We start from the raw sequence: 20,293 nt of genomic DNA on the forward strand, positions 1-20,293 counted from the left end.
TCTGTTCAGCGCCACTGTTCGGGTATGGCATAGCTGACGGTCAGAATGGAACCGTCCCGTTCAATTTCAATGTCCAGCTGCGGCTCGGACCGCCAGTTTTCGAAAAGCATCATATCCTGTTCAAGGTCGCCCAGGCGCTGGCCGTTAACGGCGGTAATCACATCCCCTGCCCTGAGCCCCACGGCACTGAGCATGGCGTTGGAGCCATCGTAAAAGTAACCGGAGCTGCCGTCATCGCCCGCCGGGCTCAGACCATAGGGAACGAGCGCGGCAACGCCCTGGGAGTCGAGCTGTTCCCGGGCATCACTGAGGAACTGTTCGGGCGATGAGGCTACCGGTTCTTCCGCCACATCCTCCACCATGTCTGCGGGGACCTCATCATCAAAGGTCAGGCTTTCGTATTGTCCGTTTCGGCGAATCAGCACCCGGCCGGGTTCCACTTCCGCGAGCTCTGCGTTGCCGGGCAGCACATCCCCCACGCGATAATGTTCGGTAACGCCATTGCTTCCCGCCACTATAGCACCGGAGTCCTCCGGCCGCTCTGCTACCATGACGCCCTGAAGCCTGAGGTTGAGCCGGGTTTCCGGCGCCGAGCGGCGAACCACCTCCGCCACTCTGGCCTGTCCCTCGGCCCTGCCAAAGATCTGATGGGCGGCCAGGGGTTGCAGGTGTCTTGGAGCGGTCGCTGAGGCGGCCACGGCAACCGGGCGCTCATCCCACGCGACCAGCCAGGTCGTCTGCGCCAGTACCCACGCGAGATAAACCACCAGTGCAACCAGCAACAGATTGGCCAGCAGGCGCGCAAATCTCTGGCTTCCCGACGTGGATACAGCGGCCATCACAGGGCACCTCCCGGAATCAGCGGTTGCCGCACCCGGAATACCATATCACCGGGCGCTGCCGACTCCGACCACGGTTGCCCGGCCAGATCCACCATGCGCTTGTATACCTGCAAATCCATCATGCCGTTCCAGCTTATGTCGACCTCAGCCGCCGGGCCATCACCACCCTGCCGGGCAATCATCAGGGCAACGCCGTCAGCGGTGCTGTCGAGGGTCGCCTGCATCGGCGGAAAGGTTGCCTGCCCGGTGCTGTTACCCATGGGCCATGACACGGAACCGCCCGCCCAGCGACCGACTCCGTCAGCGCTGGTGACACGGCCGTCTTGCCAGGCCAGTTCCAGCCGATCAATGGTGACATCCCCTTCGATCACCGCGCCTCCACTGCGCCGGATCAGGTCCTCGAACTCGGCCACGGCCAGCCTGCCGCTTGCCTCCAGGGTACCCCCTCCCTGCCAGTCGACACTGACACGGCCATCAACCGAGGATTGTGACGACGCCAGTGAGAAGGATGCCGGCAATGACAGCCTGGAGAGTGACGGCATACCCAGTTGCCACTCCAGGCGAACAGGATAGCCTGCCACTACGGCACCGGCCACACCCGACCAGGCCTTGCCGGACACTTGCCGGACCTGTACTTCCGGCGGCAGCTGAACGTGGGCCGAAGCCTGATGCCATAACCACCCGGCAGGAACCAGAACCACCAGCGCCACCAGATAGACCAGCACACCGACAAGAGTCAGCAGGAACACTTTGCCGGGTCTGAGAAAGGCTTTTGCCGGGGTTTCTGTCATACAGCGTCACAAAGAGGGAAGGACGGTTGCCGAGTCTAGCAAAGCCATTTCGCAAGTTCATGACAAAAACACAAAAAACCCCGCGTTAGTGTGAACCAACGCGGGGTTTTCAGGGTTTGCGGGGACCATTCCTCAGGGTATGAGGGATGGTCCGGAGCAGGCCGGCATCACATCATGCCGCCCATGCCTCCCATTCCGCCCATGCCACCCATGTCCGGCATACCGCCGCCGGCGCCTTCTTCTTCCGGCTCGTCCGCAATCATCGCCTCGGTGGTGATGATCAGGGAAGCCACGGAAGCGGCCGCCTGCAGGGCAGAACGGGTGACTTTGGCCGGGTCAAGGATACCCATCTCCAGCATGTCACCGAACTCTTCGGTGGAGGCGTTATAGCCATAGGCACCAGTGCCTTCCAGGATCTTGTTCACAACAACGGAGGCTTCGCCACCGGCGTTGGTCACGATCTGGCGCAGCGGAGCTTCCATGGCACGGCGCAGAATGTTCACGCCAGCCTTCTGCTCTTCGTTGATGGCATCAACCTTGTCCAACGCTGCAATAGCGCGGATCAGGGTAACACCACCGCCCGGTACAACACCCTCTTCAACCGCAGCGCGGGTAGAGTGCAGGGCGTCTTCAACGCGGGCTTTCTTCTCTTTCATTTCCACTTCGGAACCGGCGCCAACCTTGATGACGGCAACACCGCCAGCCAGCTTGGCTACGCGCTCCTGGAGCTTTTCCTTGTCGTAGTCGGAAGAGCTGTCTTCGATCTGCTTGCGGATCTGCTCAACGCGGGCTTCGATATCAGCCTGGGCACCGGCGCCATCGATGATGGTGGTGTTTTCCTTGGTGATATTGATGCGCTTGGCAGTGCCCAGATCATCCAGAGTGGTGTTCTCCAGAGTCAGGCCGACTTCCTCGGAAATCACAGTGCCACCGCTCAGAATCGCGATGTCCTGCAGCATTTCCTTGCGACGGTCACCAAAACCGGGGGCCTTCACGGCGGCCACTTTCACGATACCGCGCATGTTGTTGACAACCAGAGTTGCCAGCGCTTCGCCTTCGATGTCCTCGGCGATAATCATCAGCGGCTTGCCAGCCTTGGCGACAGATTCCAGCACCGGCAGCAGTTCGCGGATGTTGGAGATCTTCTTGTCAACCAGCAGGATGTAAGGGTCATCCAGCTCAGTGGACATGTTTTCCTGGTTGTTGATGAAGTACGGCGACAGGAAGCCACGGTCGAACTGCATGCCTTCAACGACATCAAGCTCGTCTTCCAGGCCACGGCCTTCCTCAACGGTAATAACGCCTTCTTTGCCGACTTTTTCCATCGCGTCAGCAATAAGCTTGCCGATGGTCTCGTCGCCGTTGGCGGAGATGGTGCCTACCTGAGCGATGTTGCGATTGTCATCGCAGGGTTTGGACAGATCACGGATCGCCTGTACGGCGGCGATGGTCGCCTTGTCGATGCCACGCTTCAGATCCATCGGGTTCATGCCGGCAGTAACTGCCTTGATGCCTTCCCGAACGATAGCCTGCGCCAGAACAGTCGCAGTGGTGGTGCCGTCACCAGCGGTGTCGTTGGTCTGGGAAGCAACTTCCTTGACCATCTGGGCACCCATGTTCTCGAACTTGTCTTTCAGCTCGATTTCCTTGGCCACAGATACACCATCTTTAGTGACGGTGGGTGCGCCAAAGGACTTGTCCAGAACCACGTTACGGCCTTTCGGGCCGAGGGTTACCTTAACTGCGTCTGCCAGAACGTTAACGCCCTGAACCATACGTTTACGGGCGCTGTCACCGAATCTAACGTCTTTTGCTGCCATGTCTTCTATTCCTGTTCGTTAAACCCAATTTGAGTATTCAATCGGATTGCTACGTCATCGAATGTTTATTCGAGAACGCCGAAAATGTCGTTTTCGCTCATGATGAGCAGGTCTTCGCCGTCTATCTTCACGGTGTTACCGGCATACTGGCCAAAGACCACGGTGTCACCAACCTTGACCGCCAGTGCACGGGTTTCGCCATTGTCGAGAATACGGCCATTGCCTACGGCGATTACTTCGCCCTGGGATGGCTTCTCCTTGGCATTGCCCGGCAGTACGATGCCACCAGCTGTTTTCTCTTCTTCTTCCTTACGGCGCACGACAACACGATCGTGTAGCGGACGTATCTTCATTGCTCGATATCTCCAATGTCAGGTTAGGTTTGGCAATGATGGTTGCGTTAAAAGCCGGGGCTTTTAACCAACTGTTTTACAGCGGTTATTGGCCCGCAGCGAACTCGTGTGACCTATGTGGGGGTAGCGTATTGGTTTTCAATAGTTGGCAAAAAAAATTTTCACTTTTTTTGCTCTGAATCGTCATCCCCGCGATCCAGCCGCTGATGATCGTGCTCGGTCTCATCCCGGTACTCGCCTTCGATGATATCGCCATTGCGGTCGAACGGCCCCTGGCGGTCAAAAGGACGCTGTCGGCCGAACGGACTTTCGCCATCACCAAAAGGCCCTCGTTGCCCCGCGGTAAATGTGAAGCTGCCGCCCTGGCCTGCTACCACCATGCGTTTGAGGGCCTGGGCTGCGAGCCAGTGGCGGGAACCGGGAATCAGGCACAGGAAACCGATGGTGTCGGTCACAAAGCCGGGCGTCAGCAGCAGAGCGCCGCCCACCGCCAGAATCAGGCCTTCGGCCACTTCCCGCGCCGGCAGTTCACCGCTGTTGAGCCGCTGATTGGCTTTCAATAAGGTGGCAAGGCCCTGCTGACGCAGCAGGGCGGCACCGATAACCGCCGTCAGCAAAACCAGACCGACGGTGTTCAGGGCTCCAATGAGAGTTCCCACCTTGATCAGAATCGTCATCTCCACAATGGGCATGACGATGAATAAAAAAAGAAAAACGCCCAAAAGAGCCTCCCGGGAGTGCGCTGTGCCTGGTTGCGGCGGTTGTAACAAAGCAGTGGTATACTCGGACCCACCATTTCTCCACTACCTTAGGGCAAAACATGAAACTTCAAGATTCCGTGATTGCGATTACCGGCGGCGGCCAGGGCCTTGGCCGTGCCATGGCAGAACATCTGGCCGCCAAGGGAGCCCGACTGGCACTGATCGACCTGATGCCCGAAAAGCTCGAAGAAACAGCCGCAGCGTGCGACAAAGCCGGTGGCGACGCCAAAACCTACATCTGCAACGTGGCGAAAGAAGAAGACGTCGAGAAAACCTTTGCCGCCATCGTGGCGGATTTCGGCCAGCTTAATGGCCTGGTCAACAATGCCGGCATTCTCCGGGACGGGCTGTTGGTAAAAGCGAAAGAAGGCAAAGTCGAGAAGCGCATGGAACTGTCCCAGTGGCAGGCGGTGATTGACGTGAACCTGACCGGCGTCTTCCTGTGCGGCCGCGAGGCAGCCACCCAGATGATCAACAACGGCAACGAAGGCGTGATCATTAACATCGCCTCCATTGCCCGCGCCGGCAACATGGGCCAGAGCAACTACTCCGCCGCCAAGGCCGGTGTCTCGGCACTGGTTCCGGTCTGGGCCAAAGAACTCGCCCGCTACGGCATCCGTTGCATGGGCATTGCCCCCGGCTTTATCGAGACCGAAATGACCGCCTCCATGAAACCCGAAGCCCTGGAAAGAATGACCGCCAGCATTCCCCTGAAGCGCATGGGCAAGCCGGAAGAGATCGCCTCCGCCGCGGCGTTCATCTTCGAAAACGACTACATGTCAGGCCGTATGCTTGAGGTTGATGGCGCTCTTCGGCTGTAAACATTTGCCTGCGGGTTGGGGCTGGTCCTTTGGGGCTGACCTTTATCGATTGGGCCTTTGGGGCTGGCCCGGGGGTGGAATTCTCTTTTCTTTGGAAAAAGAACTCGCTTCGCTCAGACACCTTTTTCTGGCAGAAAAGAGAATCCCACCCCCAGACCGATCAGACATTGGCTCTTTCGCCCGGAGCCTACGGCCGCCACCCAAACTGCCGTATCAACACCTGTCCATCGACAACCAGAACGCCTTCCGCCCGCAAACTCTGGGCCTGCACTTCGAACGCCTCACTACCCACTGGAAATGCGATCTTGCCATCACTTCTGATCACCCGATACCAGGGAATGGAATGTCCGGAGGGAAGTTTCCCCAGGGCCTTGCCGATATACCGGGCCTGCCGCCCCAACCCGGCCATGTGAGCAACCTGGCCGTAACTGGCAACTTTACCAACAGGGATAGCGGCGACGACTTGCCAGATTTTCTCGTCTTTGGTCGGTTCGTTCATACAACCTGGATCTTAAGTTTTACTGGAAACTGGGATGTCAGATTACGGCTTTGCCCGACCCAGAAAAAGCCCACGATACCGGCAGAGCCGGAATCGGTCCGGAGGTGGGGGTGTCTTTTCTGCCAGAAAAAGGTGTCTGAACGAAGCGAGTTCTTTTTCCAAAGAAAAGGCACCCCCACCGCCGGGCCAGCCACCCGAACCATCAAGCTATAAAGTGTCGGATTAAGCCTGCGCCTGACCCGACCTACTAGGTTCGCCGTCGACTTCTTCGTTACGGGGCGCCAAGGCATCCAGGCGTTCGCCTTTGCGGATCATGAACCAGGCCAAGAGTATTGCGGGTATGCCCATCAGACCAGCCACCAGGAAGAACTCCCCGTAGCCGAAACCGGCCACAACAATGCCGGAGAAACCCCCGATAAACTTGCCGGGCAAGGTCATCAGCGAACTGAACAGTGCGTACTGGGTTGCCGTGAACGCCGCGCTGGTCATGCTGGAGAGCCAGGCGATGAGTGCCACGTTGGCGATGCCGCCGCTGAGGTTATCGGCGCTGACCACCAGCGCCAGGGTGGAGATATTCGGAGGGTATTGCGCCAGAACCACAAACAGCAGATTGGTGGCCGCCGTCATGATGGCACCGGTGAGCAGTATCTTGCGCACACCATAACGCACCACCAGCACGCCGCCCACCAGGGAGCCGGCAATGGTCATGAAGAAGCCGAAGATCTTGGTGACATCCGCCACCTGGGTTTTGGAAAAGCCCATGAAATCCAGATAGAAAGGATTGGCCATGACGCCCATGGCGATGTCCGATATGCGGTAGACCGCCACCATCACCAGGATCAGGATCGCCAGTTCCTTGTAGCGGCGGAAGAAATCCAGGAACGGCCCGGCCACCGCGGCATAGAACCAGCCAATAAAGCGCGCCAAACGGGGATTCAGGTGGGTCCGCTTGCCGGCTTCGTGTTCGATCTTTTCCGCAATATCCTGGGCGGCGGCAAAATGATTGACCGTCGGTTCCCGCACGATCAAGACTGTCGCCATGCCCACACCGACCAACAGCGCCATCACTTCGTAAGACACCTGCCAGGACCAGAACTCCGCCAGATACAACGCCCCTGCTCCGGCCACCAGCAGCGCCAGGCGATAACCGAATATATAGGTCGCCGCCAATGCCGCCTGCAGCCGTTCCTCGGCAATCTCGATGCGGTAGGCATCGATGGCCACATCCTGGGTGGCAGAGGAAAACGCCACCAACAGACCACAGAACGCCATCATTTCCGGCGCTGCGGTGGCATCCACATGAGCCATGAGGTAAAGACCAGTGGCTATGCCGGCCTGGGCCAGCAATATCCAGCTACGACGTTTGCCAAGAAGTCTGTCGAGAATGGGCAGCTTCACCCGGTCCACCACCGGGGCCCAGAACACCTTGATGGAGTAGGTAATCCCCAGCCAGCTGAAAAAGCCGATGGTGGCGGTTTCCACCCCCACATCCGCCAGCCGCGCGTTCAGGGTGGAGAACACCAGCAGAAACGGCAGGCCCGCGGAAAAGCCCAGAAACAGAAGTGCGATGACCTGCCAGCGGGTATAGGTGTAAACGGTTTCCCTGAGCAGAGCCAGGTTGCTGCTGGATAAGATGGTTCGCCCCCGGGGTCAGTCGCGGAAATTGTTGAATTGCAGGGGCACGTCCAGCTCGGCTTCTTTCAGCAGCGCAATGGCCGTTTGCAGATCGTCACGCTTCTTGCCTTTTACCCGCACCTTGTCGCCCTCGATGCTGGTCTGGACCTTGAGCTTGCCATCCTTGATCATTTTCACAATCTTCTTGGCCATATCCGCTTCAATGCCCTGCTTCAGCTCCAGGTGCTGCTTGACCAGTTTGCCGGACTTGCTCTCACCCTTTTCAGACAGCGCACGGGTATCGATATTGCGTTTGGCAAAGGCCATTCTCAGCATGTCCATCAGCTGTTCCAGCTGGAACTCCTGCTCGGCACTAATGGTGATGCCTTTATCGTCCAGCTCGATATCCGCTTCTACATTCTTGAAATCCCAGCGATTGCCCAGCTCGCGTTTGGCCTGGTCAACGGCGTTGGTGACTTCATGCATATCGATTTCAGAAACTATGTCAAAAGAAGGCATGGCGTGTTCTCACTCTTTGCATGGATGCACAGATTTTTCGTGGTGCGAAAGCATACCAATACCGGAGCAGTACCGCATCTGGCAATGAACTGGCGAGTCGCAATAACAATGCACCCACGGCAGGCACACACTCCGTAACACCCCGACACACATCACAAACAGACTCCCTCACGCAAAGATTCTATTCTGCAAGGGTGGATTTAAGCAGTATCCCCCATGGCGGAGGGGCCGGGTTGTACCTCCGCCGCCAAATGGGGAAAAGTCCGCAGGATTAAGGAATTCTTCAGGCACTCTATCGTTCTTTCCTTGTTTCTTAGCCAGCTTCTTAGCTGGCTTTTTTATGCCCGGAATTTGCCCCGAAACAAGTTCTTGCACTGGCCCAACAGTTAACGGCGTCAACCCCAAGCTCAAACGAGCAAGGCCGGTGCAGGCTTTCAGAAACGTGGAGCGCCAGGGATGGCGCGACCGAGCCCTACAGGGACGTATCCACGGGCATTTTCTGAAAGCCTGCACCGGCCTTGCTCAGGCACCGATGCTCGGCACACCATCAGTTTTAGAGCTTGCGACCTTTACCAGCCGCAATCCGCAACCGAAGCGCATTCAGTTTGATAAAGCCTTCCGCATCCTTCTGGTCATACGCTCCCTGATCTTCCTCAAAGGTCGCAATCTTCTCATCAAACAGCGAATCGTCAGACTTACGCCCGACCACATCCACATTGCCCTTGTAGAGCTTCAACCGCACGGTGCCGTTGACATAGGTCTGGGTCTGATCGATCAGCGCCTGCAGCGCCTCGCGCTCCGGTGACCACCAGTAACCGTTGTAAATCACCTCCGCGTAACGCGGCATGATGCTGTCTTTCAGGTGTGCCACTTCCCGGTCCAGGGTAATGGACTCGATGGCACGGTGGGCCCGCAGCATCACGGTACCGCCCGGGGTCTCGTAGCAGCCGCGGGACTTCATGCCCACGTAACGGTTCTCGACAATGTCCAGACGCCCAATACCGTTATCGCCTGCCACCTTGTTCAGGGTTTCCAGCACCACGTGAGGCTTCATCTCCTGACCATCGATGGCCACGATATCACCCTGCTTGTAGGTCAGTTCGATGTAGGTCGGTGTTTCCGGAGCCGCTTCCGGAGACACGCTCCAGCGCCACATGTCTTCCTCGGCTTCCGCCCAGGGATCTTCCAGGTTCATGCCTTCGTAGGAAATGTGCAGCAGGTTCGCGTCCATGGAGTAAGGGGACTTGCCCTTCTTCATCTCCACCGGAATGTTGCGTTCCTCACAGTAGGCCAGCAGCTTTTCACGGGAATTCAGATCCCACTCGCGCCAGGGTGCAATCACCTTCACTCCCGGCTTCAGGGCATAGGCACCCAGCTCAAACCGCACCTGGTCGTTGCCCTTGCCGGTCGCACCGTGGGAGATCGCATCGGCACCGGTTTCATTGGCAATCTCGATCAGACGACGAGAGATCAGCGGACGAGCGATGGAGGTACCCAGCAGGTACTCCCCTTCATAAATGGTGTTGGCGCGGAACATCGGGAACACGTAGTCGCGCACGAACTCCTCGCGCAGGTCCTCAATATAGATTTCCTTGACCCCCAACGCCTCGGCCTTGGTGCGTGCCGGGGCCACTTCCTCGCCCTGGCCGATGTCGGCGGTAAAGGTTACCACCTCGCACTCATAGGTATCCTGCAACCAACGAACGATTACCGAGGTATCCAGGCCACCGGAATAGGCCAGAACCACCTTTTTAATATCAGACATGCCCTTGCTCCAGACTGAACAGAATGGATGTATCGAAAATAAGCAGCGTATTGTACGGGACAGCGGGGGGAATGGCTATTGGACGGACAGGAGGGTGGCCGGTTTGTAGGCGCTCTCAACCTTGCCATAAAAGATCTCACGGAGTTCGCCATCTGCCTGCATCCGCTCCAGGGCAGCACTGAACTTGCGAGCCGCTTCTGGCCGGCTTGCGGCCCGGGACATGTAAAGCGTGCCGGTCAGGCCGGGAACATGCTGTTTGTAGCGCAACGTGTCCCGACTCATATTCAGGGATGACAAAGTCCGGTAAATGTTGTGGTCACTGGCCAGTATTGCGGAGATCCGCCCCACCGTGAGCAACTCTAACGCCTGGCTGACGGCGTTTACCGGAACCTTCAAAACGTCAGTGTCTGCCTCAAAGGCCTCGCCAAGGTAAGTCCCGCGAATATACGCCACCCGTTTCCCCTTCAATGCCGCCAGCGTCAACGGGTAATCGGAGTATGCCATCGCAGCCAACAGAATGTTCACTTCGGACACCGAAGACACGTTGACCGCCTCAATATCCAGCTCAGGGCTCTGAAACAGAATACTGAAGTTCGCGGCACCGGATCGTAGCTCAACGATTGCGCGCCGTAGCGGTCTTAATTGGGGTATCACGGGAATACCGGTTATCTCGGAAAGCCGATCGACAACCTCAATCAGGCTGCCCTTTTGCTGACCACCATCGTCTTCGTAGCCCCAGGGCCAGACATCGGGAATAGAGAAGGTCACTGGCTCCTGGCCATTCTGCTCCGCAGCAAAGGCAGGAGAGGCTTGCAGAGCCGTGAGCACGATCAGAAACCATCCGGCCATCAATACCGGCGTTCGGCTAGCCGGGCGCAATCACACTGCCTGCTGCTGCAGTGAGGCGGCCTCTTCGCGAATACCGTCCCAGCCTTCCTTGATGGAGCGAAGCAGGTCTGCCACTTCGTCCAGTTTGGCGACGTCGTTTTTGGCATTGGCCTGGAACAGGGTGCGCTCCATGTAGTCGTAAAGCGATTCCAGGCGCAACGCCAGATCGCCGCCTTTTTCAAAATCCAGGAAGCCACGAAGGCCGCCAATAATTTCAATGGCCTTGGAAATCAGCTTGCCCTTACCCTCGTAATCCTTGGCCTGCATCCGGGCCTTGGCCATGTTGATGCGCTCCAGGGCTCCGTTATAGAGCAGGTGGATCAGCTTGTGGGGATCGGCATCAGTGATGCTGGTTTGGGTGTTGACCCGCTGGTAAGCCTGTAAACCGTTCATATATGACCTCGTTGTTCGCTCTTCAAGCAATAATCATCAATTATTGTTGCGATTGTTCTGCGGTGCCAATGCAGCAAGCTGCTGGGTGACGTAGTCGCGAGTGCTGTTCAATTGGGATATCAGCGAATCCGCAGCTGAAAACTGACTGACCAGGCGCTCGCGATACGACGTGATACGTTCTTCCAGCCGTACTCGGCTATCCTGTATCTGCTCCAGTTCCCGGTTGAGACTATCGGTGCGGGATTCAATAGCACCACCGGCACCAACCATGTTGGTGACCAGATCCACCGTACGCTCGCCAACACCCTCGATAAACTGGATGGAACCACGGCTGCCGGCCTGATCACCAAGAATTCTTACCTGCAACCCCGAAGCGCCACCGTTACCGCTGCCAAGGAAAAGCACTTGCCCATCGCCTTCCGCAGCTCGGCCATCAATGGTGCCCGCCACATCCCTGCCATCGGTGCTGGTGGTCGTGCCAAGGCCGAACGTAGCCGCGCCTTCAGCTGATGTCAGCGATACACTTGATTCATTGCCATACTCGGAAGAGGTGAACGCCAGTCTGCCATTCTCATCGAGTCCAGCCTGGATCGATACCCCGGCTGCATTCAATGCATTATTCGAATCGAGTTGTGCCTGAATGTCATCCAACAATGCCTGTTGGGAGATGTCCGCACCCTGGGTGAGCTGTAGATTAACCGCAAGGTCACCGTTGACCGACAGTGACAACTCATCATTACTGGCATCAATTTGAAAAGGCCCTGCCCCCAGTGCCGCGCCAGCTACCAACTGGCCCCGTGTCGCCGGCTGGGTTACGTTAATGTCGTACTTACCAGGCGCTGTATCCAAGCCGCTTCGCACGAACTCGACCTGACTGTCCGTTGTTCTGCCCTGCTCGGCAAAAAGCGCGGTTACATCGTCCGGGTTTGCCTTAAGCTTTTCTTCAAACCTGGCCCGATCAAACTCAAGGCCGCCGGTTTCAAAATTCGTGGTAATACCCACATCCGCCAGGCTGCGCACACTGGCGTTCTCCATACCCGGCACCACGCGGGTCAGAATGTTGCGCAACTGGTTCTGGATCCCGCGCACTGTAGAATCCCCGGTCAGCAGGCTGCCCTGGCCCGATTCGGAGTTGAAACCTGCAAGACTGTCGATGGTGGACTGCAAACCATTGAACTTGTCTACGAAGCCCTGAACCCGATCGGAAACCGCGCCCAGATCCTGATTCACGCTGACAGTAGACGTACCTTTGTCCTTGATATCGAAAGTCAGGCCATCGATGACGTTTTCGAAGGTATTGCTGGAACGCGTGACGTCGATGCCATTGATCTTCATCACCGCATCATTGGCGGCAATGGTTTCCTGCAGGCCGGAACCGGCATCCATGCCAGTATTAAACGCGAAGCGGGAAAGACCTTGGTCATCCGTATTGGTGCCACCAGTATCACCCGTGACCGAGATGCTGACAGCATTGGCTGTGCCGGTTTCATCAGCAGACATCACCAACTGGTAGCCGCTACCGGTATCGATCACCCCGGCAGACACGCCTGCATTCGCCTCGTTGATGGCATTCGCCAGGCCCTGCAGCGTGTCGTTACTGTTATCAATCGTGATATCGGTAACCTTGTCACCCACCGAAAGCTGTAACGTACCCTGGCCAACGCTGGTGGAATCCCGGTCGGCAAACGCCGTCCGAGAAGCCAACGCCTGCGCCGACGCCAGACTGGTCACCTCTACGCTGTAGGTACCGCGACTGGCTTTGGTGCTATCAACCGAAACGCCGATATTTTCATTGGTAGAGGTGGCAGAGAACGCCTTCAGGTTGTCCGGCGAGCTCAGCTGTCGCATTGGCAGGCGCAACTCGGTAACCGCACTGCGCAGCTTGCCGTAAGCTGACAACAAGGCTTCAGTCTGTTGTGTCTCCCGGGTAAGCCGCGTTTCCGTCGGCTTACGCTCGGCGGCAACCAACTGGTCAACCAGATCCGCGTTCAACACCCCGGAACCAACGCCTAACGATGAAATACCTGCCATAACCATGCCTCCTCAAGGGGGCGAATCAATATGCTGTAATACTTAGCGGCAGCAAGCGGCAAAACTTTACCGCACCCCTCGAAATTTATAGCCTGCACCCCTTGCCGGAGAGGGCCGGGGAGAGCCACCAAAACCCTCCCCAAAACGCAGAACACCGCCGGCCCCTCTCGGGTAAGGCGGTGCTGATAATCCGTCATTTAAGTCAGCGGCAAAAGCGGAAAGCCTTCACACCTTGATATTAAACAACGTCAGCGGTTCGTCCTGCTGCAAGTTCTCTGCCAACCTCAATGCCACCTCATCCGGAATCTGCCGAATAACTTTCTGGGTAGACTGATCAACCACTCTCACAACCGTCTGCCCCAAATCATTATTCACTTCGAACTGCAAATCCCGCTGAACGCTCTGAACAAAATCGTTCAGCTGCGACACCGCGTCATCCAGTTGCTCCCGCCGGGCTTCGTTGCGCTTCTCAAGCCGCTCGGCTTTCGAAGGCTCCTCATCCTGGGTGGGAGACTGAACACGGTCCGTACGCTCAGCTGATGACGGCGCAACCTGGGCTGAGGCATTCCTGCCCTCGGCCTGAGATGACGACATTGCCCTAACCGGAGCTTGCTCACTGGAACGAACCAGCTTCAGATCCGGGCTATTCAGGTTAACGTCATTCATAGCTTTACCTCGCTATCCTCAAACGGCGTTAAACCGGGGCCCGAAAGCCCCGGCTTTTACCGCTATGCCCCGATTACTGCAGGAGGGACAGAACCTGCTGCGGGCGGGCATTGGCCTGCGCCAGTACCGAGATACCAGCCTGCTGGAGGACCTGGGACTTAGCCAGGTTGGCAGTTTCTGCCGCGAAGTCAGCGTCCAGGATACGACTGTTGGCGGCGCTCAGGTTTTGGGAGGTTGATGCAATGTTAGAAATGGTTGACTCGAACCGGTTCTGAACAGCGCCCAACTCAGCTCTAAGGCTGTTAACCTTGTCAAGCGCAAAATCAATAGTTTGAATTGCTTCGCCAGCCTTTTCTCGATCGAGAACACTGACATCATTGACAGTTTGGTTGGCTTGCAAAGCACCTATTGCTGTTCCCGAATTCTGGACGCCAAAGGTAGTGGCAGTTACATTAAAATCTGAATCTGAAACCTCGCCAGCCAGCTCAATTCCAGCGTAGTAATTTTCTGGGGTACCACCGTCAAAATTTGCGCCTGAGACCTTGATTGTCTCTCCAGTAGTGTTGGACAGACGTAGCTCTGCGTCACCATTAGCGAGCGTTGCAGTTACACCGGTCTTGTCGGACAGTGCATTAATATTCGCCGCTGTCTGCACAAGATCGACGCCAGTGCCGGTTGTTTCACTAGCGGTAACGATGTTTGTGCCATTGATCGTGATCTCTCCGTCGGCAGCTGCTGCACCAGAACTCAAAACTCCGGCCAAATCACTCGTTTCGACACTGTTGCCCAGTGAGGCAGAGACGCCCGTAGTTCCTGACTGCTTATTGATGGCATCGACCACATCTGATGCCGTCGTCGCAGCCGACGTATCAATGTCTGTGCCTTCGATGACTAAGTCAGCAATAGCTGCTACGTCTGTGCCGCTGACCGAACCGCTAGTGGAAACTCGCGCGCCCAACTGATCACCGCGACTATCCACGCCGTCTACGGTAATCACCTGCCCTTGGTTCGCTCCGACCTGAAAATTAAGCTCAGAAAGATTGCCATTAAGGATGTTTTGTCCGTTAAACTGCGTTGATCCAGCGATCCTGTTTATTTCTGCCACCAGAGCCTCGACTTCTTGGTTCAAAGCCTGACGGTCACTACCAGAGTTTGTATCGTTAGCCGACTGAACCGCTAGATCACGAACTCGTGACAGCGCGTTGGTTACCTCTCCCAAAGCACCCTCCGCTGTCTGAGCGTACGAAATGCCATCGTTCGCGTTACGCTGAGCAACATCCAAACCCGAAATTTGAGCGCTGAAACGTGTGGAGATCGCCAAGCCGGCCGCATCGTCTTTGGCAGAGTTGATGCGCAAGCCTGAAGATAGGCGTTCCAGAGCTTGATCGTTGAGCTTCTGAGAATTACTCAGCTGGTTCTGAGCAGACAGTGACGCAACGTTAGTGTTGATACCGAGAGCCATTACACTTCTCCTTCGACCGATGTCGTTATTTCGTAGGAAAGGTCTGACGCTCGTTTTTCAGTTGGGAGCGCCGCCCTGTTACATCACTTAACGGCACGGCATCCGGTTGCTTTAGAAAAAAAACTGTTGCCATTGTAAAGGAATGTAAAACCGGCAAATCATTTCCCTCCGACCTGGCAGCTTTTCGGCACCCAAACTCTGTTAGTTAAGAGACGTGAACTAAAAATTGTTTTAGAACCAGAGACCTAAATCAAAACCCAGAAACCTGGCACACCCTTCGCTTATTACCCTGAAAAACGGCAATTTAACGAATTTCAGCCGGTAATGGTGCCTTTTCAGAATCAGACACCAGGCTTCCGGCGCCTCTGAGCAGGGAGAATAGATATGCCTCAGGTCATTAATACCAACATTGCTTCGCTGAATGCTCAGCGAAACCTCAATGCTTCACAGGGTGATGCCAATCAGGCGCTGGAAAGATTGTCGTCCGGTTTGCGCATCAACTCTGCCAAAGACGATGCGGCCGGCCTGGCCATTTCCGAGCGCTTCCAGTCTCAGATTTCAGGTCTGAACCAGGCACAGCGCAATGCCAACGATGGCATTTCTTTGGCACAGACTGCCGAAGGCGCCATGGACGAAATTACGAATAACTTGCAGCGTATTCGTGAGTTAGCAGTCCAGTCGGCCAACGCCACCAACAGCATCTCCGACCGCCAGGCATTGAACCAGGAAGTGCAGCAGCGCATAGAGGAAATCAACAGGATTGCCAGCCAGACTTCGTTCAACGGTTTGAAGGTGCTGGATGGAACATTCGGCACGCAGACATTCCAAGTGGGTGCTAATACGGGTGAAACGATTGGGATTAGTGGACTGGATTCCCGGGGGAGTCAGTTGGGGGCGACCTTGGGAAAGACCGACGACTTTGCCGGAAAGACCGTTCCCCTGCAAACTGAAACTGATAAGCTCGACCTAAATTACGGTGGCGCTATTAACTACACCTTTTCGGTTGACGGCACTGAATATAGCGGTACCACTGCGAGTCCGACCAATATCACTGGTTTAGCGTCTGCTCTAAATAGCGAGCTTTCGAGCAGCGACATCACTATTTCCGCCAATGCTGCCAACGATACTCTTGTATTTACTAACGCTTCGGGCGAGACAGTACCTGTCAAGCTCGACTTGCAGGACGCTGACAGTACCAACAACCCAGACTTCGCTCAAAGCCTAAATGCTGCGGGCGGTGACTTGGCAGCTTACTTCGACACTAATCAAGAAACTGCCGTCGATTTCGATATAAATGGGGTGACTTTCTCTGCCAACGATATTACCTCACTGAACGACCTTGTGGGCAAAATCAATGCCCAGTCCAACGAGACGGGCGTCGAGGCCAGTCTGGACAGAACCAACAAAGAAATCATTTTCTCGTCTCAATTTGGTGGCGATATTGAGGTCGATATAAAAGCTGATCTCGACGGTGATCCCCTGACCAATGAAATAAACCTGGTAGACACCTTTACCGCGGCCGACGACACCTTATCACTCAATGATACTGATATTTCCACTCCAGACGGTGCCGACCAGGCAATGATCACTCTTGACTACGCCATCGATAAAATTAACGGCTATCGCGCCGAGCTCGGTGCAGTACAAAACCGCTTCGAATCCACCATTGCCAACCTGGCAACAACCTCAGAAAACCTCTCGGCCTCCAACAGCCGAATCCGCGACGCTGACTTCGCCGCCGAATCCGCCGAACTGGCCCGAACTCAGGTTCTCCAGCAGGCCGGACTGTCCGTACTGGCCCAGGCGAACGCTAGACCGCAGCAGGTGTTGCAGTTGTTGCAGGGCTAGGTATCGATCTGAAATAAATGAAAAAAACAGCCGGGCTTTGAGTCCGGCTGTTTTGTTTTGGGATTTTCTGTTGGTTTTCATCCAGCACAGGCGTTCGAATCGGCCCGGGGGTGGGGCTACCTTTTCTGCCAGAAAAAGGTGTCTGAGCGCAGCGAGTTCTTTTTCCAAAGAAATGTAGTCCCACATCCGGGCCAGCCCCCTTAGCCATCAGTCCTTGCATTCCAGATTACGCCCTCAGCTAATGCGACCTACCAGCAAACTGGCACGCCTTTCGCTAACTCTCTTCTAAAGCACTGCAAAACGTCAAAACAACTGCAGACCATTGCCGCCTGATTGCCGCGGCGGGTTATATGAGGTGTCCCATGCAAGCACAGCACAACATCCACGCCACCGAGGCACAAAAAGCTCATATCGCGCGGCTTCTGCTGCAGGCGAATTTGGCCTATGGCGAGTCCAACAGCCCTGTGTCGCTGGTTCAGCGCATCAAGGCGCGGCACGAATGCCGGGGTTATCTGAGCGAGATCCTGGCGCAGGAGCCGGGCAACGCGCCTGCGCTGGGCTTGCTGGGGCGCGTGGAATTGGACGACGGGGCGCTGGAGAAGGCACACACCCTGTTCACCGACAGCCTGAGCCGGGATCCGGCGCAACCACAGCAGTTTATTAACCTCGGCTACTGGGCCACCAAGTCAGAACGCCCGGCCCTGGCCGAGCAGTATTTCATCCAGGCCTTGGAGCTCGACCGGCAATCCGCCGCCGCTTTCTGTGGAGTCGCCCATGCCAAGCGCTTACAGGGCCAGTTTGATGTGGCTTACCTGCATTACCGCAAACTGCTGGAAACAGGACTGGAATGGCCGTCCATCTACAGCGGCATGCTGACCTGCGCCGAGCACCTGAACGTGCAGAAAGCCGATTCAAAACTGGCCCGCGATGCCATTCTCCTGCTTCGCCACAACGGTCTGCCCCATCAGGAAATCGGCCGCTTCGTCGCTGCCATCGTCCGCCAGCAATACGACCTGGAAAACCCGAACGCCGAGGTTGACCTGGACGCCGCCTGCGAAGACGAGCTGCTGATCCTGGCCCTGGAAAAAACCCTGATGCCGGACCCGGCGGTCGAGGAACTGGCCACCCTGCTGCGCCGCGCCGTTATTGCCGAGGTGGCACAAACCGTGGAGCTGCGAGACGAGCTCCAGCCCCTGGCACTGGCCTTGGCCATTTACGCAGACCGCACCGGCTATGCCCTGACCGCCGAAGACGACGAAGAGCGCCTGATCTCGACCATTAACGACAGCATCGTCGCGCAGCTGGCCATGGGTGAGGAACAGGACGGCATGATCGGCTCGCTGATCATCAGTGCCATGTACGGCGCCCTGTTTCACCAGGCGTTCGCCGTGCAACTTGGCCGCTGGAACCTGGTGGACTGGCCCGTCGCCCTGCAACCGGTGATGGCCGCCAGCTACTACAACCGCGCCTCGGAAGAAGCCATCAAGCAGAACTTCGAAGAAAAAGCCGAAGAACTGTGCCTGGAGAAAACCGACGTACCCCAGGCCTGGCCCAACTGGACCAAACTCGCCTACCGCGCCGAAACCAGCCTGAAAACCACCATGGCCACGGAACTGGGCATGAACACCGAGCAACTGCCCGACACTTTGCGCATCATGGTGTGCGGCGCCCAGTCCGGCCAGCGTGCCATGGAACTGGCCCACTACCTGAAAGACGTGGAAGTGATCGCCGTGGACGAGTCGTTGGCCAACATCGCCAAAGCCACGCGCCTGGCCGGCGAAATGGACATCGACAACATCGTGTTCTGGCCCTGGTCCATCGCCCAGCGGTTCGTGGCCGATGATCACAAAGTCCACTGGATCGAAATCGGTCGCCTGCCCTCGGCGAAAATGACCGACGTTTCCCTGGCAGCCCTGGTCAGCTCCGCTACCGGTAATGGCGCCGTGGTGCATATGCACACCGCCGTTAACGAACAGACCGACGGCGACCAACAGATCCGCCGCCTGATCGCCCAGCACACCCTTAAACCCACCCGCACCGCACTGCGCCAGCTTCGCAAAATGGTACTGACCAACCGTCAGGACCCGATGTGGCAATCGCTGCTGTCAGAAGCCGACTTCTACGGCCTCGGTGGCTGCCGGGACCGCTGGTTCTGTGAGCAGGATGCCGGACAGCTGAAGGAACTGATGGCGATGGTGAGTAACGAGGTGGAATGGAAGCTGGTCAAAGCAAGAGATACCGACGGCCACAGCCTGGCTACAAAGCCCGTTCAGCAGCAGATTCAGGCGGAGGCGCTGGGGAGTGAGGTGCAGAGTCTGATGGGGCAAGGGCTGAGTGTTTATTTTCAGCGGCGGCGGTGAGAGTAACAACTTGGGGTCAGACCCTCGGACATTTGGCAGAGTGAAATGTCCGAGGATCTGACCACAGCTTTTATTCCTTCATAATTCTGATCACACGGGCTTCAAGACAACTCCGCACAAACCGGTTCATCGGCTCCTCGTCACCGGATTCGTAAAATGCCAACATCAATTCATTGAACTCCAATTGCCGTGAGGCGGGAAGGTTGATCGCCGGGTAGCCGCGGTTCAGCAAATGGCCATTCATCATGAACCGGCCCATACGCTTGTTCACGTCATAAAAAAACTGGCAACGGGCCATGGTGAGAAACACATGGATGGCTTGATCATAGATGTCCTCCATCCCGCTTAGACTTTCAACCATCTGTTGAAACAACTGCACAAGCCTACTCGGAGCCGGAGGTTCGTAGTCAGTACCGGCTATCAGGACAGAACCTGAACGAAAAGTCCCCCACTCTAAAGCCTCCTCCTTGGCGGCCACGCTGTGCAAAGCTTCGGCGCAAGCTTTGGTCAGCGCAAACCGATGCCCCTGAATCATCTGAAAAAGCAGCTTCCAGGCTTCACCTTGATTCACGGCGATCTGCTGATCACTAAGCTTGTGACCGCCAACCGTAACGCCCTGCAGCAGTGTCTGAACCTCTGGCAGGGTAAAGTTTATGCCTTCAAGGCGAACCGCGTCGTAAACAAAAACCGACACCTCTCTCTGCGCCAGCATCAGTGCCCTGTCGCGATTAGGCGGCATTGCCCAGTGGGTATCGGTGGCTTTGGACATAGTAACTCCGGGTGCGAACAGTGTTTTGGCGAAGTATAACAACTAAACTGAACCCTCCGGCGACTCATTCGAAGAATCGAGTCGCGGATTC

General features: G+C 56.5%; 18 protein-coding genes. 3 read left to right on the top strand and 15 right to left on the bottom strand.

From position 1 onward, the window contains the following. Positions 1-5: 5 nt before the first annotated feature. From DIT71_RS11205 to DIT71_RS11225, 5 genes are all read right to left on the bottom strand, one after another. The gene (locus tag DIT71_RS11205) at positions 6-839 is read right to left on the bottom strand and encodes a type II secretion system protein N (RefSeq protein WP_114613279.1); all 834 of its coding nucleotides are present in this window, start codon (positions 837-839) and stop codon (positions 6-8) included. Then, positions 839-1,633, bottom strand: a complete 795-nt coding sequence (gene gspN, locus DIT71_RS11210; RefSeq protein ID WP_114613280.1) for a type II secretion system protein N — start codon at positions 1,631-1,633, stop codon at positions 839-841. The genes DIT71_RS11205 and gspN overlap by 1 nt, the downstream gene beginning before the upstream one ends. Positions 1,634-1,800: 167 nt before the next feature. Continuing rightward, positions 1,801-3,453: a chaperonin GroEL gene (groL, locus tag DIT71_RS11215; protein ID WP_114613281.1), complete on the bottom strand. Its 1,653-nt coding sequence runs from the start codon at positions 3,451-3,453 to the stop codon at positions 1,801-1,803. Positions 3,454-3,518: 65 nt separating this feature from the next. After that, a complete protein-coding gene (groES, locus tag DIT71_RS11220; RefSeq protein WP_114613282.1) occupies positions 3,519-3,806 on the bottom strand; it encodes a co-chaperone GroES in 288 nt (95 codons plus the stop codon). Between the two features lie 161 nt (positions 3,807-3,967). Continuing rightward, complete coding sequence (locus DIT71_RS11225) at positions 3,968-4,528, bottom strand: FxsA family protein (protein WP_114613283.1); 561 nt, start codon at positions 4,526-4,528, stop codon at positions 3,968-3,970. A 98-nt stretch (positions 4,529-4,626) separates the two neighbouring features. Between DIT71_RS11225 and DIT71_RS11230 the strand changes: the two genes are divergently transcribed. Further along, entirely contained in the window at positions 4,627-5,388 is a 762-nt protein-coding gene (locus DIT71_RS11230; RefSeq protein ID WP_114613284.1) for an SDR family oxidoreductase, read from the top strand. A 187-nt stretch (positions 5,389-5,575) separates the two neighbouring features. Here DIT71_RS11230 and DIT71_RS11235 read toward each other — a convergent pair whose 3' ends face one another. The 9 genes from DIT71_RS11235 to DIT71_RS18400 form a co-directional block, all read right to left on the bottom strand. Next, a complete protein-coding gene (locus tag DIT71_RS11235; protein ID WP_114613285.1) occupies positions 5,576-5,887 on the bottom strand; it encodes an MGMT family protein in 312 nt (103 codons plus the stop codon). Positions 5,888-6,109: 222 nt separating this feature from the next. Further along, positions 6,110-7,522: an AmpG family muropeptide MFS transporter gene (locus tag DIT71_RS11245; RefSeq protein ID WP_406565109.1), complete on the bottom strand. Its 1,413-nt coding sequence runs from the start codon at positions 7,520-7,522 to the stop codon at positions 6,110-6,112. Positions 7,523-7,537: 15 nt separating this feature from the next. After that, positions 7,538-8,020: a YajQ family cyclic di-GMP-binding protein gene (locus tag DIT71_RS11250; protein ID WP_114613288.1), complete on the bottom strand. Its 483-nt coding sequence runs from the start codon at positions 8,018-8,020 to the stop codon at positions 7,538-7,540. Positions 8,021-8,573: 553 nt separating this feature from the next. Next, on the bottom strand, positions 8,574-9,785 hold the full coding sequence (locus DIT71_RS11255; protein ID WP_114613289.1) for an argininosuccinate synthase: 1,212 nt from the start codon (positions 9,783-9,785) through the stop codon (positions 8,574-8,576). A gap of 75 nt (positions 9,786-9,860) precedes the next feature. After that, the gene (locus DIT71_RS11260) at positions 9,861-10,634 is read right to left on the bottom strand and encodes a substrate-binding periplasmic protein (RefSeq protein WP_114613290.1); all 774 of its coding nucleotides are present in this window, start codon (positions 10,632-10,634) and stop codon (positions 9,861-9,863) included. Between the two features lie 30 nt (positions 10,635-10,664). Next, on the bottom strand, positions 10,665-11,066 hold the full coding sequence (fliS, locus tag DIT71_RS11265) for a flagellar export chaperone FliS (protein WP_114613291.1): 402 nt from the start codon (positions 11,064-11,066) through the stop codon (positions 10,665-10,667). Between the two features lie 36 nt (positions 11,067-11,102). Next, positions 11,103-13,097 carry a flagellar filament capping protein FliD gene (gene fliD, locus DIT71_RS11270; protein ID WP_114613292.1) on the bottom strand — a complete coding sequence of 665 codons (1,995 nt, stop codon included), beginning with the start codon at positions 13,095-13,097 and terminating at the stop codon, positions 11,103-11,105. 225 nt (positions 13,098-13,322) lie between these two features. Next, positions 13,323-13,763 carry a flagellar protein FlaG gene (locus tag DIT71_RS11275; protein ID WP_114613293.1) on the bottom strand — a complete coding sequence of 147 codons (441 nt, stop codon included), beginning with the start codon at positions 13,761-13,763 and terminating at the stop codon, positions 13,323-13,325. 73 nt (positions 13,764-13,836) lie between these two features. Continuing rightward, on the bottom strand, positions 13,837-15,225 hold the full coding sequence (locus tag DIT71_RS18400) for a flagellin N-terminal helical domain-containing protein (RefSeq protein WP_114613294.1): 1,389 nt from the start codon (positions 15,223-15,225) through the stop codon (positions 13,837-13,839). Positions 15,226-15,609: 384 nt separating this feature from the next. Between DIT71_RS18400 and DIT71_RS18405 the strand changes: the two genes are divergently transcribed. After that, on the top strand, positions 15,610-17,073 hold the full coding sequence (locus DIT71_RS18405) for a flagellin (RefSeq protein WP_114613295.1): 1,464 nt from the start codon (positions 15,610-15,612) through the stop codon (positions 17,071-17,073). Between the two features lie 362 nt (positions 17,074-17,435). After that, positions 17,436-19,433: a tetratricopeptide repeat protein gene (locus DIT71_RS11290; RefSeq protein WP_114613296.1), complete on the top strand. Its 1,998-nt coding sequence runs from the start codon at positions 17,436-17,438 to the stop codon at positions 19,431-19,433. 70 nt (positions 19,434-19,503) lie between these two features. Here DIT71_RS11290 and DIT71_RS11295 read toward each other — a convergent pair whose 3' ends face one another. Beyond that, complete coding sequence (locus tag DIT71_RS11295; RefSeq protein WP_227538068.1) at positions 19,504-20,145, bottom strand: Fic family protein; 642 nt, start codon at positions 20,143-20,145, stop codon at positions 19,504-19,506. Between the last annotated feature and the right edge of the window lie 148 nt (positions 20,146-20,293).

The organism is Marinobacter vulgaris (genome assembly GCF_003344045.1).
Lineage (GTDB): Bacteria > Pseudomonadota > Gammaproteobacteria > Pseudomonadales > Oleiphilaceae > Marinobacter > Marinobacter vulgaris.

What these genes read in the sequence shown, in the direction of transcription:
- DIT71_RS11205 (WP_114613279.1), bottom strand. Translation starts at nt 839, where the DNA reads ATGGCCGCTGTATCCACGTCGGGAAGCCAGAGATTTGCGCGCCTGCTG.
- gspN (WP_114613280.1), bottom strand. Translation starts at nt 1,633, where the DNA reads ATGACAGAAACCCCGGCAAAAGCCTTTCTCAGACCCGGCAAAGTGTTC.
- groL (WP_114613281.1), bottom strand. Translation starts at nt 3,453, where the DNA reads ATGGCAGCAAAAGACGTTAGATTCGGTGACAGCGCCCGTAAACGTATG.
- groES (WP_114613282.1), bottom strand. Translation starts at nt 3,806, where the DNA reads ATGAAGATACGTCCGCTACACGATCGTGTTGTCGTGCGCCGTAAGGAA.
- DIT71_RS11230 (WP_114613284.1), top strand. Translation starts at nt 4,627, where the DNA reads ATGAAACTTCAAGATTCCGTGATTGCGATTACCGGCGGCGGCCAGGGC.
- DIT71_RS11235 (WP_114613285.1), bottom strand. Translation starts at nt 5,887, where the DNA reads ATGAACGAACCGACCAAAGACGAGAAAATCTGGCAAGTCGTCGCCGCT.
- DIT71_RS11250 (WP_114613288.1), bottom strand. Translation starts at nt 8,020, where the DNA reads ATGCCTTCTTTTGACATAGTTTCTGAAATCGATATGCATGAAGTCACC.
- DIT71_RS11255 (WP_114613289.1), bottom strand. Translation starts at nt 9,785, where the DNA reads ATGTCTGATATTAAAAAGGTGGTTCTGGCCTATTCCGGTGGCCTGGAT.
- DIT71_RS11260 (WP_114613290.1), bottom strand. Translation starts at nt 10,634, where the DNA reads ATGGCCGGATGGTTTCTGATCGTGCTCACGGCTCTGCAAGCCTCTCCT.
- fliS (WP_114613291.1), bottom strand. Translation starts at nt 11,066, where the DNA reads ATGAACGGTTTACAGGCTTACCAGCGGGTCAACACCCAAACCAGCATC.
- fliD (WP_114613292.1), bottom strand. Translation starts at nt 13,097, where the DNA reads ATGGCAGGTATTTCATCGTTAGGCGTTGGTTCCGGGGTGTTGAACGCG.
- DIT71_RS11275 (WP_114613293.1), bottom strand. Translation starts at nt 13,763, where the DNA reads ATGAATGACGTTAACCTGAATAGCCCGGATCTGAAGCTGGTTCGTTCC.
- DIT71_RS18400 (WP_114613294.1), bottom strand. Translation starts at nt 15,225, where the DNA reads ATGGCTCTCGGTATCAACACTAACGTTGCGTCACTGTCTGCTCAGAAC.
- DIT71_RS18405 (WP_114613295.1), top strand. Translation starts at nt 15,610, where the DNA reads ATGCCTCAGGTCATTAATACCAACATTGCTTCGCTGAATGCTCAGCGA.
- DIT71_RS11290 (WP_114613296.1), top strand. Translation starts at nt 17,436, where the DNA reads ATGCAAGCACAGCACAACATCCACGCCACCGAGGCACAAAAAGCTCAT.
- DIT71_RS11295 (WP_227538068.1), bottom strand. Translation starts at nt 20,145, where the DNA reads ATGCTGGCGCAGAGAGAGGTGTCGGTTTTTGTTTACGACGCGGTTCGC.